Origin of the sequence: Providencia sp. PROV205, from assembly GCF_028479505.1 — a bacterium.
Lineage (GTDB): Bacteria > Pseudomonadota > Gammaproteobacteria > Enterobacterales > Enterobacteriaceae > Providencia > Providencia huaxiensis.
On sequence record NZ_JAMPNU010000013.1, the window covers coordinates 63,957 to 79,348 of the forward strand.

Consider the following 15,392-nt stretch of genomic DNA (forward strand, 5'->3'; position numbering starts at 1 on the left):
AATAAATACTTAAAACAATAAATCCCCCTACAGGAGATACATTTATGAAACTGAGCACATTAAACGGAAAAACACTTCTTAGCTTAACACTCAGCACAATGCTATTAATGGGCAGCATGACAGGAGCAGCATTTGCAGATGCTAAATATAAGCTAAAAGTTGCTTATGAAAATAACCCCGGAGAGCCATTTGACTTAGCTATCCACGAATGGGCAAAAAAATTCAATGAAAAAACCAATGGTGAAGGTGAATTAATCCCTTATCCAAGTTCGCAATTAGGTTCTAAAAAAGATGTCATCGAACAAATGAAGTTAGGTAGCCCATTAATTACTTTAGCGGATGGTGCCTTCTTCTCTGATTATGTACCTGATTACGGCATTATGTTTGGACCATATTTAGGGCTATCTTATAAAGATATTTTTAAATTGAACGCCTCGCCTTGGTATGGTTCTTTAGAACAACAATTAGATAAAAAAGGCCTTCATGTCGTTTCTAAAGATTGGCTATATGGTTCACGCCATATTTTAGCCAATAAAATGATCCAAACCCCAGATGACCTAAAAGGTTTAAAAATTCGCGTTCCCAATAATAAAATTCAAATTAAAGGTTTAGAGGCAATGGGTGCCACACCCACACCATTACCTTTAGCTGAAGTTTATACTGCACTTAATCTTAAAATTATTGATGGCGCAGAAAACCCAATCCCAGTGCTATATGGGCAAAAACACCATGAAGCAGCTAAGTTCTTGATCCTAACGGGCCATGTAGAGAACGTGACCAACTTAGTCATGGGCAGTAAAACTTATGATAAATTACCCGAAAATATTCAACAGGCTTTAGTTGAATCAGGCAATGAAGCTGGGCAATTCTTAACAGATCTAGTCCTACAACAAGAAAAAGAAATTATTGAAAAAATGAAAAGTGAAGGCGTCACGGTTGTTGAAGTAGATAGAGCGCTCTTCAAAGAAAAATCTAAACCTTTCTATAATGAGTTCCCTGAATGGTCTGCGAACTTATATCAACAAACTCAAGATATTATTAATAATTAACCCTATGACTTGGCGGTACTCACCGCCAATATTTTAACAACACAAACGGTTAACTATTGTTCTCGCAAGGATCTTTTATGTTTAAATTTCTGGGGAAATTAAGTGATATAGTGGCATCACTTGCCGTTGCCGCTATTGTCATTATTACTATTCTTGCTGTATTCATGCGCTGGCTTCTTAATGACCCTTTAATGTGGAGTGAGGAAGTTTTAATCATTTGCTACATTTGGTTGGTGATGATTGGTGCAGCATCCGCTGCGGGTAAAAGAATGCATGTCAGTATTGATGCAATTACCTCTTTATTTCCTGAAAAAGTACAATTAGCTATCGCGGTTATCACTCATATTATGGCCATTATTGCTTTATCAATTTTTGGCTATCTTGGATATGAACTCTCGATTATCGCAGAAGATAAAATAACACCAATTATTGGTGTTTCTTATTACTATATCGACCTTTCTGTTCCTATTGGTGCATCCATCATGGTGTTATTTTCTATTCAACATTTACTGGAAGACATGAGTAAATTAATAAAAGGAGATAAACCATGTCAGTAGTTATCGCCTGTATCGTATTAATATTTTGCTTTTTAATTAATGTTCCTATTTTTTTAAGTGTGCTTATTGCATTGCTCACTTATTTCTTTTCTGTCGGTGATATCTCTCCTCTTATTGCCGTGCAGCGCATTATTGGGGCAGGAGAAAATGTCACATTACTCGCAATCCCTTTTTTCATTCTGTTAGGTAACCTTTTGAATTACACCGGTATCACTAGCCGAATGTTAAAATTTACTGGCACACTGTCTGGTCACTATCCAGGGGGACTTGCCCAATCTAACGTATTATTAAGTACAATGATGGGTGGGCTTTCTGCATCTAACCTTGCTGACTGTGCAATGTTATCTAAAATGCTAGTGCCCGAGATGACCAAATTAGGTTATGGGAAAAGCTTCTCTGCCGCTGTTACCGCTGCAGGGTCATTAATAACACCTATTATTCCACCCGGTATTGCATTAATCATCTATGGATTTGTTGCTGATGTTTCTATTGGCAAGATGTTCATGGCCGCGATCATTCCAGGTTTAATGTGCTGCGTTGCTTTAATGTTTGCCATTTATCTTATTGCAAAAAAACGTGGATACAAACCTGCTAGAGATAAAGCTCCTACATTTGCTGAAGTTTACCAAACAGGTAAAGGGGCGATGTCTGCTTTCCTTTTAGTGCTCGTTATTATTGGTGGAATTCGCTTTGGGATCTTTACACCGACCGAAGCGGGTGCGATAGCTGTACTTTACGTTATTATAATTGGTACTTTCTTTTATCGCGAAATGAAGTTAAAAGACATTGCCGCCTCATTTTTAGAAACAGCGCGTTCTACAGCAAGTATTATGTTGATTATCATGACTTGTTCTGCACTAGCTTGGGTATTGACGAATGAGCAAGTGGCACAAGATGTCGCCAAAATGATGACCAATTTCTCTGACAATCCATATGTTTTCTTAATGATTGTCAATGCTGTGCTCTTAATTTTAGGTATGTTTATTGAAGGTAATGCCGCAATTATTGTTCTTGTTCCATTATTAATGCCTACGGTAAAACTTTTAGGAATTGACCCTATCCATTTTGGTATTGTCATGATCCTTAATTTAGCTATCGGCTGTTTAACACCGCCAATGGGAACAGTCATGTTTGTTGCCACATCGATTACTGGTGTACGTATTTCTGATTTTATTCGTGAAGTTATGCCATTATTCTTAACATTAATTATCGTATTACTCTTAGTCACTTTTATGCCTGTATTTACGACCTTCCTGCCAAGCTTATAAGATAAGATTATATCTCAATGGCAAGTCATTAACTATGACTTGCCATTTTATTATCAATTAATTTTTTATAAATTAAATTTTATTTGATTCCACAAATTAATGTAACTTTTGTTTATTGTTAAGTTAATTTACCTTTATCCTTGTCACAATAACATGCACAACAAAAAATACTCAAAAAGATAAACTACTGATCATTAAAAAATTACACTTATTACGAGTCACATTGAAATAATTAGAAAAACAATATCACATTAAATTCATATATATAAAAAAGACATTAATCTCATTAAATATTTTTTTGACTTTTAATTTGAAAAAAATATATTTTATATCTAGCATAAAATAACACAGCTAATTTACATTTGGCTGTTAATCAAAGTTATATCACTTTATTTTACTTTGACCTTATGGGGTTAATTATGTCTAGATATATACTACCTCTGTCTTTACTTTCGTTATCTGTTATATCAGGTTCAGCACTTGCAATAACTAATAGTGCTGGAGGAATTATTTCAATTTCTGGAGCAATAAGCGATACAACTTGTACTATTAATGGCGGAAATAGTGCCGATATGACTGTTGTTCTTGACCCAATAACCGTAACAGATGCAGGGACCACTGCTGCGACGGTTATTTCTAAAAATCAAAAACAATTTTCTTTAACTTTCTCTGATTGCGCACCTGCGAGCACTCCTGTAAGTAATCTGAAATTACACTTTTATTCATCAAGTAATATTTCCCCTTCCGGTTTGTATTTAGTGAATACTTCCGTCAATGAAAATGATGCTTCCGTTGCTAAAAATGTTGGATTTAGTTTATCTAAAACCAGCACTCCAACAACCGCAATTCCACTCAATGTGGCCTTTGATACTAACCTTACAGGGGCTGACACTGGTGGTGCAACAGGAGCTACACTCAATTTAATTGCCAGTTATTATAAAACTAATGCAACTGCTGCCAAAGTCGGTCTTTTGCAATCAAATGTAATATATACAGTTTCCTATTTATAATTATGACTTAGCCAGGCTTTTATTAGCCTGGCTTTAAATGGATACTATTATGAAAACTCTAGTTTTATTACTCACTATTTTATTTTCGAGCTCAACATTTTCTAATGTTATTATTACAGGCACTCGAATTATATATTCTGCTGACGCTGATAGTATTACTGTACAATTAACCAATAATAGCAAAACATCGTCTCTTGTTCAGTCATGGATTGATAACGGTGATGAAAATTCCACACCTGAGAATTCTGAAGCGCCTTTTTATTTATCCCCTCCTATTGTTAAAATTGAAGGTTTACAAGGTCAGCAATTAAAAATAAAAAAAATACCCGGAAAACTTCCTGACAATGTTGAAAGTGTATTTTTCTTAAATGTTTTAGATATTCCTAAAACTCCAGAATCTGCTAAAGGCAAGAATGCAATTCAGCTAGCCACACGCTCACGAATTAAAATTTTTTATCGTCCTATTGGGCTAACCGAATCCTCCGATGAAATAATTAATCATGCGAGCTACCAGATTAAAAATAATAACATATTAGTTAAAAATAACTCGCAATACCATTTAACTATTGCAGCTATCACACCATCGGACGATAAAAATAATTCATTAATTGATTCTGCGATGATTGCCCCTATGTCTGAAAAAGAATTACCTATTAAAGGAACAATGAAAAGCCACGATCTTATTTTAATGTATGTGGATGACTATGGTGTTTTCAAATCTAAAAACATTAAACTTTAATAGAAGAAATCATCGTGAAAAAAGAAAACTATCTCTACCTCCTAATCTTAATAGGACTACAAAGTTATCAAAAGAACTCAATAGCGGACGAGTTTGAGACTTCCCTATTGGTAGGTAAATCTGCACAAGGAGATATTTCACGATTCTATACCGACAGTAAAATTCCATCAGGTAAACAATTAGCCGAGCTTTATGTAAATAATAGTTGGAAAGGCCAATTTGAAATTGATATCAATAATGATGGTAAACTGATTAGCCTTGCTGCTGATGATGTGCAGAAATTAAACCTGAATTTATCTTCTGAGGTGATTGAACAAACCAAACAACAGCCATTTATTCCTATTGATGATTTAGTGGCCAATATAAAATATAAATTCAATATCAACGACCTACGACTCGATATTACCGTCCCTCAAGTCGCTCTGAAACAACTCGAAGCTAACTATATTGACCCCAGTCTCTGGAATTATGGCGAACCTGCAATTATTTTTTCTTATAATACAAATTATTATAGTTACAAAGAGAAAAAAAACTCTAAAACCAGCAGTGACAATTTTTTTGCTACCTTAAATTCAGGCGTTAATTTAGGCGCTTGGCAATTTAGAGATGAATCCAGCTATCGACATAGCTCTCATAGTAGCCAAAAATGGAAAAACAATACCCGTTATATTTATCGTCCTCTTAGTGCAATCAAATCCGGGTTGAAATTAGGTGATTTTTATACACCCGCAGCCCTATTTAATAGTATTCGAGTTCGAGGGATTGCATTGGCAACAGAAGCTAGTATGTTGCCAAATTCAAGTCAAAATTTTGTACCTATTATACGCGGTGTCGCTCAAACAAATGCCTTAGTCAGCGTGTACCAAAATAATAATCTGGTTTATCAAGAAAGCGTTCCCCCTGGTGAGTTTGCATTTAATGACCTTCAGCCTAGTGCTGGTGGAGGTGACTTATTCGTCGTTGTCCAAGAAGCTGATGGAAGGCAAGAAACCTTTACTGTGCCCTATTCTGCTGTACCTGACATGCTCAAACAGGGCGTTTATAATTACAGCCTCATTGCTGGGCAAACTAAAATTGACAATACCCATTATCAACCCAAATTTACTCAAGGTGAGTTTCACTATGGGTTAAATAATTTAGTGACGCTTTATGCAGGAATGCTATTTAGCGAAAAATACTATTCTGGCGTTATAGGGAGTGGTTGGAATTTTAGTTTTGGAGCCATTTCAGCTGACATTACGCAAGCAAATACTAAATTGGATTCAGGAAATCACAGTGGGCAAAGCTACCGCCTGACTTATAACAAATATATTAATGCAACATCGACCAATTTAACCTTGGCGTCATATCGTTATTCCACAAGTGGTTACTATAGCTTTATTGATGCCATTTATTCCCAAGATAATTATCGCGCTTGGAAAGCTTATCAAGACCAGTTATCAGAAAAACTCGGCAATAATATTCCACCTGAGCTTTCACTCACTAATTATGACGCTTTACGTGGTTCACGTGCTAAAAATACATTTACGTTGAATTTAAACCAACAATTAGCTGATGGTTATGGTTCGGTATTCATATCGGGTACACACCGTGATTATTGGAATGCAAACGGTAATAGCCGTGAATATCAAGCCGGTTACGCAAACAATTATAACGATATTTCCTATAGTGTGTCTGTTTCACGTGTTCGCAATTACGACAGCGAAGAAGAAACTCGTATTTATGCCAACTTTAGTATTCCTTTTTCTTTATTTGAAAAACGCGCCAATATTAGTATGGGAAGCTATTTCACCGACTCTCGTTATCAACAAACTACGCTGAGTGTCAGTGGTATTGCAGGTAAAAATGACCAAGTCAATTATACGTTAACTGCAACGAACCAAAGCGGTGGTAATAACTTAGTTGGTGGGAACGTCAGCTATCAGCTTCCCTCTAGCACACTTTCAGGATCTTACACAGAGGCCAATAATTACCGCCAAACGGGTTTAGGCGCCAAAGGAACTCTGGTTGCTATTCCTGGACATATTGTTTTTTCAGGAGAAACAGGACAGACCTACACCATCATTGATGCACCAATGGCCAGTGACATGATGGTCAATGCCGATAAAACTACCTTAACTAATCAACAAGGTGTTGTTTTAGTCGCTAACTCCACCCCCTATAGAACCAATACCTATACCTTGACAGATACAGAGAAAACCGCAGGCGCTGAGGTGCTCGGTAATATGGCTAATGTAAGTCCATATCAAGGGGCGGTAAGTTACATCAAACTCGAAACTGATACTCGACAAACTTATATCATCCGTGGCGCTCTTGCTAATGGCGATAGCTTACCTTTTGGAACAGAAATCACAGATGCTAAACAACAGAGTATTGGTTATGTCGGTCAATCTGGCGTGATGTATATCAAAAGTGAGCAATTACCGGTGGCATTGCACATAAAGCTTAAAGGGAAACAGACATGTGTTATCGAGCCGCTACTCAACACGATGGATAAGAACAAAAACCTCTGTCGATAAAGGAAAATATGATGAAAAAAATCACTTTAGCACTGATGCTTTCCAGTATATTGGCTTACAGCCAGTATTCCTCAGCGCATTGTAGACAAACTTCTACCGTGACGGCTCCCGCTCTTACTTTTGATTTATCGACAGAGCTCACTAGTACATCATCGACTCAAGTTAGTAAAAATAGTAGAACCATCTACCCTGGAACTTTTACCTGTACTGCAAGAGGGATACTTTTTCCTAACTCTATTGGTATCGCATCTCCTTTCCAAGGTAGAACCGCCACTATTGGTTTTAATGGTGGAAAGCAGTTTGTCTCAATTACAGTCACTGCATTAGAAAAAGATAGGGTTATCGGCCTTACGGAAGGTGTACATCAAGGTAGTGAACTCGATACAAATTTTACCGTTCAATTTAATTTGCTTGCGACTAAACCCGGAACCAACTATGTCGAAGTATCAGGAAGCACCGCCACAGTTACCCCTATTGTACTCGCCTCTGATGCATCCAGCTTGGGAATTCTACAGTGGTTATTAGATATTGTAGTCAAATTAGTCACTTTTCTGTTAACGCTACAATGGCCAACCAGTGCCGATGATATCTACTTACAACCAATTACCTTAACTTATAATCCAATCCTCACTACCTGTAATTTTGTTAACCAAGGTTTAGTCGTTTCGCTACCCCCAGTAAGCATCAATGCAGTGAAAACTGTAACCAGAGCGGGCTACACGCCATTCACACTTAATTTTACTTGCCAAGACTTTTTAGCAGGCGGTAATGCTTCTCGTGATGTATCTATTTTTTTATCCAGTAGCAATTTGCTCTCAAATGATAAAGCAACATTGAATAATACCATTAGCCAAGGCGCTAAAGGCGTTGGCTTCCGATTAGTTAGCGCAAGTAATCTCAATACACCGTTAGTGCTTTCAGATAGTGTGGCAGCTAAAAATGGAGCGACAAATATTTTTTCTGTCCTCAAGGGAAATCCAATCTCCCCTTCTTTTTCAGTAAATTTAGGAGCTTATTACCATGCATACAACACAAATAGTGTCACTCAAGGGCAAGTCTCAAGTACGGCAACAGTTGTGATGTCATATAATTAACAAGGAAAATACCATGGTGGGATTCATTAAAATTACAGGGTTCGCTACATTACTATTTTTTAGCTTCCAAACAAGTGCAAGTCTTGTTTTACAAGGAACACGAATTATTTTTCCTAGTGATAAAAAGTCCGTCGGAATTCAACTTACTAATTACAGTGAACAAGCCACATTAACTCAAAGCTGGGTGGATGAAGGTAATCCGGACTCGACACCAGAAACGACGAACGCACTATTTATTGTAACGCCCCCCGTCACTAAAATCGCAGCAAATGACGGAGTTCAATTACAAATACGTTTTATTGGTGACAAACTCCCTACGAATAAAGAGTCTGTATTTTATTTAAATGTATTAGACATTGCGCCAAAGCCAAAACAAATAAATAGTGCCAATATGCTACAGTTTGCCATTCAAACACGAATTAAAGTTTTTTATCGCCCTACAAACCTCACAGAAAAGCCAAACAATGTCATCAAAAACATCCAATTTCATTTAGCTAAAGACGGTATTGTCGTCAACAACCCGACCCCTTATTTTTTAAATATTGCCAATATCTATCTGGCTAATAATAAAAGTCGTTCTATTGCAAAAAGCTCGATGGTAGAGCCATTTTCATCACAAACTTACTTTTCAACCGCTGATATTAATCACGGAGAAAATATAACAATGATTTATATTGATGACACTGGAAAACAAATTCAATACCAAACCAAGCTATAAAATAGGTTTAACACCTTTCATAGCTTGATTGGTGATTTTAGGATTGAGCGGTAACTTTAGGCCGAATAAATAATGCAGGAACAGCAAGAAGCGCCATTAAATAAAAAACTACGCCATGATGAGCAGGTACTCGTTCATAAATGTATCCGACAATAATAGTCAGTACAGCTAACCCACCACCAGTTGCAAGTGCAGAGTAAACACCTTGTAATGGGATAATTTCATTTTCTTTTCTTGCACTTATAAAACGCATTGCCGCTAAGTGGCAAACCGTAAAAGTACCACTGTGCAGGATTTGCACCACAATTAACACCGGTAATGCCGTAAACGCGCCCATCAAGCCCCAGCGAATAATTCCACAAAAGGCTGATAACAGCAGTAAATTGCGAGCACTCCAACGCCTAAATAAACGGTGGCTTAACATAAATACAATGACTTCAGCAACGACACCGAGCGACCATAAATTACCAATCACTAAGTCTGAATAGCCAGCTTCTTTCCAAAATAGGGAAGCAAAGCCATAATAAGCCGCGTGAGCCCCTTGCAGTAACGTGACACAGATGAGAAACCTAACGACGTTTTTGTCTGCTATCAATTGTTTAAATGTAACCTTATTACCGCCATCCGCTTTCGCCGCCCCCATTGGCATAATTGCTGGCTTCAGCATTGCGCCTAGTAATAATGCTAAACAGCTTACTATCAAGGCCATCATGATGGCTTTATTACCCCAAACACCAGCTAAATACCCCATCAATGAGGAGCCAATAATGAAGGCTATCGACCCCCAGACGCGAATTTTGCCGTAGTCAAAGGTAAATTGTTTTTGCCATGCCCCCGCCAGAGAGTCTCCCAGTGGAACCATCGGCGCAAAGAATAGGTTAAACCCAATCATCACAAATAATAGCCATGCCCAGTGAGACCCCAGAGCAAAGCCAACAGAGAAAATGAGCGAAAGCCCAGCAAGTAAGCGTAGAGCCGTGATCAACTTCGAGGGCTCTTTAACTAAAGGAGTAATAAACATCGCGCCAAGGAAACGAGCTGCTAGCCCAACCCCTAACAAAACGCCAATCATTTCTGCATCAATTCCCTCACCTTGTAGCCAAACTGACCAAAATGGTAAGAAAATACTGTAGGCAAAAAAGTAGGTAAAATAATCAATAGCTAGCCAACGCGTTGATGGAATGACCATCACTCCTCCGTTTTTTCAATGCAAAAAACCCGCTCATACATGCATGTAGAAGCGGGTTTAGGTAATTAATATTACGTTATGTTATGCGTAAACTGGGTGTTTTTTGCAAATTGCTAATACTTTTTGCTTCACGCTCTCAATGGTCGCTTCGTCATTGAGGTTGTCTAGAATATCACACATCCAGCCAGCTAGCTCACCCGCTTCTGCTTCTTTGAAGCCACGGCGCGTAATCGCAGGAGAACCAATTCGTACACCAGACGTTACAAATGGGCTCTTAGGGTCGTTCGGTACACTGTTTTTGTTAACAGTGATATTCGCACGGCCAAGTGCTGCATCTGCATCTTTACCAGTGATGTCTTTATCAACTAAATCAACTAAGAATAAGTGGTTTTCAGTGCCGCCAGATACCACTTTATAGCCACGTTTTTGGAAAACATCGACCATCGCCTTCGCATTCTTAGCAACTTGCTGTTGATAAACTTTAAACTCAGGTTCCATCGCTTCTTTCAGAGCAACCGCTTTACCTGCAATAACATGCATTAAAGGGCCACCTTGAGAACCAGGGAACACTGCTGAATTGATTTTTTTGTATAATTCTTCGTCACCACCTTTAGCTAAAATTAATCCACCACGTGGACCCGCTAAAGTTTTATGTGTCGTTGTCGTCACAACATGTGCGTGAGGCACTGGGTTTGGATAAACACCCGCAGCAATCAAACCTGCAACGTGAGCCATATCAACAAACAGGTAAGCACCAATGCTGTCTGCGATTTCACGCATTTTTGCCCAATCAACCACACCTGAGTACGCAGAGAAACCACCGATAATCATTTTTGGTTTGTGTTTTTCCGCTTGCGCTTTGATATCGTCGTAGTCAATTTTACCGCTTTCATCGATACCATAAGGTACGATGTTATACAGTTTACCAGAGAAGTTAACTGGTGAACCGTGGGTTAAGTGGCCACCATGTGCAAGGTTCATCCCCAGAACGGTGTCGCCTGGTTGTAATAACGCCATATAAACTGCAGCGTTAGCTTGTGAACCTGAGTGTGGTTGTACGTTTGCGTAGTCAGCACCAAATAGCTCTTTTGCACGGTCAATTGCTAATTGCTCGACCACATCAACATGCTCACAACCGCCATAGTAGCGTTTGCCTGGGTAACCTTCTGCATATTTATTGGTTAGCTGAGAACCTTGAGCCTGCATGACTCGTGGACTGGTATAGTTTTCAGAAGCAATTAATTCAATATGTTCTTCTTGACGTTGTACTTCTTGCTCCATTGCTTCCCATAATTTTGGATCGTAGTCAGCAATATTCATTTCACGCTTTAACATTCGCTTCTCCTGCCTCAGCAATTCAATAGGTTGAAAATCGATTCATCGCAATGACACACAGTGTAAACTCTTTTTCACTCTTGAGATAGCCCTAAAGAAAAAATATACGCAAACGATTGCATTAATTTTTTTCACTTCATTTGCTTCTGAAGGCTTCATTATAAAATAGCCCAAATTTTAATTTTTGACGGACAAACCTCCAGATTTGTAATCCCCTTCTCATTATGTGCCTAAATTCACCCTATTTTCCCAGTTTGAGTCTTTACATAAACCCTTAAATATTATAAGTTGTATTTAAAATACATCTTTATAAATCGCCTTCATGGATCTCAAAAAATAGAGGTTAACTGAGATGAAATAATATTATCTCACTGATGTACAAAGAGATATTTTTGATATTACAAAAAATAGCTTTTTACCTTAACGATAACGAGAACATGAAAATAATTCAGGAGCACCTGTATGCTAGATAGCCAAACCATCGCCATTGTTAAATCCACCATTCCTGCCATTGCTGAAACAGGGCCAAAACTGACCGCACATTTTTATGATAGGATGTTTAAACAGCATCCTGAGTTAAAAGATATTTTTAACATGACTCACCAAATGAATGGGGACCAACGTGAAGCCCTTTTCAATGCTATCTGCGCATATGCTGTGCATATTGAAACTCCTGAAGCTCTCATTTCAGCTGTCGAAAAAATCGCCCAAAAGCATGTAAGCTTAAATATTAAACCTGAGCACTATCCCATTGTTGGGGAAAACTTACTCGCGGCTATTGATGAACTCCTTAACCCAGGCCAAGAGGTGCTTGATGCATGGGGAAGAGCTTACGGTGTTTTAGCCGATATTTTTATTGGTAGAGAAGCTGCGATTTACCAAGAAAATGCAGATAAAAATGGGGGTTGGGAAGGCTTACGTGAATTTAAATTAGCGCAAAAACAGTCACAAAGTGATGTGATCACAAGTTTTGAATTTGTTCCTGTCGATGGGCAACCTGTCGCTGATTACCGCCCAGGCCAATATATCACGATTTATGTCAACAACCCGGGATTTGAAAACCAAGAAATCCGCCAATACTCACTGACTACTGCCCCTAATGGTCGTAGCTACCGTATCGCGGTAAAACGTGAAGACCAAGGCGCCGTTTCTAATTTCTTACATCAACAATTAAATGAAGGTGACAGCGTGCATCTCGCACCTCCATGTGGGGATTTCTTTATCGATGTTGATAATACAACGCCTGTTACGCTAATTTCGGCAGGGGTTGGCTTAACCCCAATGTTAAGTATGTTAAATCATCTAACGGAACAAGCTCACAGCGCACAAGTAAATTGGTTCCATGCCGCTGAGAATGGTGCAGTTCATGCCTTCAAGCATGAGATTCAACAACTACTAGCAAAACAGCAAATTAGCCAATCTGCGATTTGGTTTAATCAACCAAGAGAGGAAGATCGCCTCGGGTTTGATTACCAATATGAAGGTTTAATGAATTTAGAATTGGTACGTGAATGGATTGAGCAACCGAATATGCAGTTCTATTTCTGTGGCCCTGTTGGTTTTATGCAGCACGTAGGTAAGCAGTTAATTGCAATGGGTGTCGATGCCGATGCGATTCACTATGAATGTTTTGGACCACACAAGGTATTGCCCCTCAATTAATGCACAAAAAAAATGCTCTTCTGTTTAGGAGAGCATTCTATGAAACATATTAACTGAAGAAAATTGGTTAAATAGTTAAATGTTCGTAGTTTTCTAATTTAGCGGTAACGGGCTCGCATAATAAATACGCAATTCTAATCCCATTCCTGTGTATTTTCCGTTACCGCATTTTCATATCAACTTAAATTGACTAAATCGCTTCTTCGTCTTGCTCACCAGTACGAATACGGATCACGCGAGCGACATCATAAACAAAGATCTTCCCATCACCGATTTTACCTGTTTGTGCCGTTTGCATAATGGTTTCGACACAGTTTTCAACAATGTCATCAGGAACAACAATTTCAATTTTTACCTTAGGTAAAAAATCGACCATATACTCTGCACCGCGGTAAAGTTCAGTATGCCCTTTTTGACGACCAAAACCTTTCACTTCAGTTACGGTCATTCCTGTAATACCGACTTCTGCCAACGCTTCACGGACATCATCAAGTTTGAATGGCTTTATAATTGCATCAATTTTTTTCATAAATAATTCCTGTTATGACCAGTTTTTACGGCCAAAACCTGAGGTGATCGGATAGCGGCGATCTTTGCCAAAATTACGCATCGTAATACGTGGCCCAACCGGAGCCTGACGACGTTTATATTCATTAATATCGACAAGACGCACAACTTTGCGTACTACGTCTTTATCGAAACCAAGTTTGATTAGGTCATTCACTGACAAGTCTTTTTCCACATAACCTTCTAATAAGGCGTCTAGCACATCATAAGGCGGTAAACTGTCTTGATCTAATTGGCCTGGCGCAAGTTCTGCTGATGGAGGCCTATCAATCACACGTTGTGGGATTGCAGGAGATAATGTATTACGGTATTTAGCCAACTCAAAGACAAGGGTTTTAGGCACATCTTTTAACACATCAAACCCACCCGCCATATCACCATAAAGCGTTGAGTAACCGACTGCTGACTCACTCTTATTACTGGTAGTCAGCACTAAGCGACGGCGTTTATTCGACATCGCCATTAAAATAACCGCTCGGCACCGTGCTTGTAAGTTTTCTTCAGTTGTATCAACCGCAGTCCCTTCAAACATAGGCGTTAACTGCGCCATAAATGCATCAAACATCGGCTCGATAGATACGATATCAAACTCAACACCAAGCAAATCAGCTTGTTCTTTAGCGTCGTGAATACTCATTTCAGAAGTATAACGGAATGGCATCATCACTGCTTGCACATGCTCTTTCCCTATTGCATCAACAGCAATAGCCACTGTCAGCCCCGAGTCAATACCCCCTGATAGCCCTAAAATAGCCCCATTAAAACCATTTTTATTGATGTAGTCACGAGTTGACATGACTAAGGCTTGGTATACCTGTGCAACAGGGTCATTTTCAATAAATACACTACCTTCGCTCACCAGTGCAAGTTCATCAAATTGCACTGTAATAACCTGCTCTTTAAACTCTTCCAATTTAAAGGTTTGCTTGCCCTTGTTTGCAATGATTTTTGAGCCACCATCAAACACCAATTCATCTTGCCCACCCACTTGGTTGAGATACACAATTGGCATATGAGTGCGTTTACAATGTTCGACTAATAAATCGGTTCGAATATGTTCTTTATTAATGTCATAAGGAGATGCATTGATTGTCAATAATATTTCAGCGCCAGCCCCTTTGGCTGCATCTACCGGCTCGTCATACCAAATATCTTCACAAATCAATAAGCCAAGCTGATAGCCTTTAAATTCAACGACACAGGTTTTTTCATCTGCGGTAAAATAACGAGGCTCATCAAACACGCCATAATTGGGTAGCTCTTGTTTAAAATAACGTGCGTGCAGTTTACCTTGGTAGAAAAATGATAATGCATTATAGATATCATCCCCTTCATACCATGGGTGACCAACGATAATCGCTGTCTCTGAGCTTGCTTTTTGTAAACGTTCTAATTGTGCGACGCAACGATCTTCAAAATCGCCACGAAAAATCAAATCTTCTGGTGGGTAGCCTGTCAAAGACAGCTCTGAAAACATGACAATATCTGTGTTTGGTGCTTGTTCACTCACAACTTGCAACATGCGTTCGCAGTTGCCTTCGATGTCACCGACTAACCAATTAAGTTGTGCTAGTGAAATATTAAGCTTACGGCTCATAAGGTGTTTTTTCTCCCGGAGCGTGAATATGAATTGCCTTATTCCACATAATGTAATCGATAACAACCATGTGGTAAATAATTCTTAT

The 15,392-nt window shown here is 38.7% G+C and carries 13 protein-coding genes; 9 read left to right on the forward strand and 4 right to left on the reverse strand.

The genetic code is table 11. The annotated features are described in order from the left end of the window. Positions 1–44: 44 nt before the first annotated feature. The 8 genes from PR800_RS09265 (at position 45) to PR800_RS09300 (ending at position 8,954) form a co-directional block, all read left to right on the forward strand. Complete coding sequence (locus tag PR800_RS09265) at positions 45–1,049, forward strand: C4-dicarboxylate TRAP transporter substrate-binding protein (RefSeq protein WP_102137541.1); 1,005 nt, start codon at positions 45–47, stop codon at positions 1,047–1,049. Between the two features lie 77 nt (positions 1,050–1,126). Next, positions 1,127–1,606, forward strand: coding sequence for a TRAP transporter small permease (locus PR800_RS09270; protein ID WP_004264924.1), 480 nt, complete (start codon positions 1,127–1,129; stop codon positions 1,604–1,606). Continuing rightward, the gene (locus PR800_RS09275; RefSeq protein ID WP_102137540.1) at positions 1,597–2,874 is read left to right on the forward strand and encodes a TRAP transporter large permease; all 1,278 of its coding nucleotides are present in this window, start codon (positions 1,597–1,599) and stop codon (positions 2,872–2,874) included. The genes PR800_RS09270 and PR800_RS09275 overlap by 10 nt, the downstream gene beginning before the upstream one ends. A gap of 419 nt (positions 2,875–3,293) precedes the next feature. Continuing rightward, complete coding sequence (locus tag PR800_RS09280; RefSeq protein ID WP_036958998.1) at positions 3,294–3,884, forward strand: fimbrial protein; 591 nt, start codon at positions 3,294–3,296, stop codon at positions 3,882–3,884. 49 nt (positions 3,885–3,933) lie between these two features. Then, positions 3,934–4,623, forward strand: a complete 690-nt coding sequence (locus PR800_RS09285) for a fimbrial biogenesis chaperone (protein ID WP_272530625.1) — start codon at positions 3,934–3,936, stop codon at positions 4,621–4,623. A 14-nt stretch (positions 4,624–4,637) separates the two neighbouring features. Further along, positions 4,638–7,142 (forward strand): fimbria/pilus outer membrane usher protein, encoded by a 2,505-nt coding sequence (locus PR800_RS09290; protein ID WP_166267546.1) that lies wholly within the window; start codon positions 4,638–4,640, stop codon positions 7,140–7,142. Between the two features lie 11 nt (positions 7,143–7,153). Continuing rightward, entirely contained in the window at positions 7,154–8,236 is a 1,083-nt protein-coding gene (locus tag PR800_RS09295; RefSeq protein ID WP_336298218.1) for a fimbrial protein, read from the forward strand. Between the two features lie 13 nt (positions 8,237–8,249). After that, entirely contained in the window at positions 8,250–8,954 is a 705-nt protein-coding gene (locus tag PR800_RS09300; protein WP_102137537.1) for a fimbrial biogenesis chaperone, read from the forward strand. A 37-nt stretch (positions 8,955–8,991) separates the two neighbouring features. Here PR800_RS09300 and PR800_RS09305 read toward each other — a convergent pair whose 3' ends face one another. Then, positions 8,992–10,143 carry a 3-phenylpropionate MFS transporter gene (locus PR800_RS09305; RefSeq protein WP_102137536.1) on the reverse strand — a complete coding sequence of 384 codons (1,152 nt, stop codon included), beginning with the start codon at positions 10,141–10,143 and terminating at the stop codon, positions 8,992–8,994. A gap of 81 nt (positions 10,144–10,224) precedes the next feature. Continuing rightward, the gene (gene glyA, locus PR800_RS09310) at positions 10,225–11,478 is read right to left on the reverse strand and encodes a serine hydroxymethyltransferase (RefSeq protein ID WP_102137535.1); all 1,254 of its coding nucleotides are present in this window, start codon (positions 11,476–11,478) and stop codon (positions 10,225–10,227) included. 462 nt (positions 11,479–11,940) lie between these two features. On the opposite strand from glyA, the gene hmpA reads away from it, so the two are divergent. Then, positions 11,941–13,140: an NO-inducible flavohemoprotein gene (hmpA, locus tag PR800_RS09315; protein WP_195697448.1), complete on the forward strand. Its 1,200-nt coding sequence runs from the start codon at positions 11,941–11,943 to the stop codon at positions 13,138–13,140. Between the two features lie 190 nt (positions 13,141–13,330). Here hmpA and glnB read toward each other — a convergent pair whose 3' ends face one another. After that, a complete protein-coding gene (glnB, locus tag PR800_RS09320) occupies positions 13,331–13,669 on the reverse strand; it encodes a nitrogen regulatory protein P-II (RefSeq protein ID WP_004912721.1) in 339 nt (112 codons plus the stop codon). 12 nt (positions 13,670–13,681) lie between these two features. Further along, positions 13,682–15,304 (reverse strand): NAD+ synthase, encoded by a 1,623-nt coding sequence (locus PR800_RS09325; RefSeq protein ID WP_166267550.1) that lies wholly within the window; start codon positions 15,302–15,304, stop codon positions 13,682–13,684. Positions 15,305–15,392 lie beyond the last annotated feature (88 nt).

What these genes read in the sequence shown, in the direction of transcription:
- PR800_RS09265 (WP_102137541.1), top strand. Translation starts at nt 45, where the DNA reads ATGAAACTGAGCACATTAAACGGAAAAACACTTCTTAGCTTAACACTC.
- PR800_RS09270 (WP_004264924.1), top strand. Translation starts at nt 1,127, where the DNA reads ATGTTTAAATTTCTGGGGAAATTAAGTGATATAGTGGCATCACTTGCC.
- PR800_RS09275 (WP_102137540.1), top strand. Translation starts at nt 1,597, where the DNA reads ATGTCAGTAGTTATCGCCTGTATCGTATTAATATTTTGCTTTTTAATT.
- PR800_RS09280 (WP_036958998.1), top strand. Translation starts at nt 3,294, where the DNA reads ATGTCTAGATATATACTACCTCTGTCTTTACTTTCGTTATCTGTTATA.
- PR800_RS09285 (WP_272530625.1), top strand. Translation starts at nt 3,934, where the DNA reads ATGAAAACTCTAGTTTTATTACTCACTATTTTATTTTCGAGCTCAACA.
- PR800_RS09295 (WP_336298218.1), top strand. Translation starts at nt 7,154, where the DNA reads ATGAAAAAAATCACTTTAGCACTGATGCTTTCCAGTATATTGGCTTAC.
- PR800_RS09300 (WP_102137537.1), top strand. Translation starts at nt 8,250, where the DNA reads ATGGTGGGATTCATTAAAATTACAGGGTTCGCTACATTACTATTTTTT.
- PR800_RS09305 (WP_102137536.1), bottom strand. Translation starts at nt 10,143, where the DNA reads ATGGTCATTCCATCAACGCGTTGGCTAGCTATTGATTATTTTACCTAC.
- glyA (WP_102137535.1), bottom strand. Translation starts at nt 11,478, where the DNA reads ATGTTAAAGCGTGAAATGAATATTGCTGACTACGATCCAAAATTATGG.
- hmpA (WP_195697448.1), top strand. Translation starts at nt 11,941, where the DNA reads ATGCTAGATAGCCAAACCATCGCCATTGTTAAATCCACCATTCCTGCC.
- glnB (WP_004912721.1), bottom strand. Translation starts at nt 13,669, where the DNA reads ATGAAAAAAATTGATGCAATTATAAAGCCATTCAAACTTGATGATGTC.
- PR800_RS09325 (WP_166267550.1), bottom strand. Translation starts at nt 15,304, where the DNA reads ATGAGCCGTAAGCTTAATATTTCACTAGCACAACTTAATTGGTTAGTC.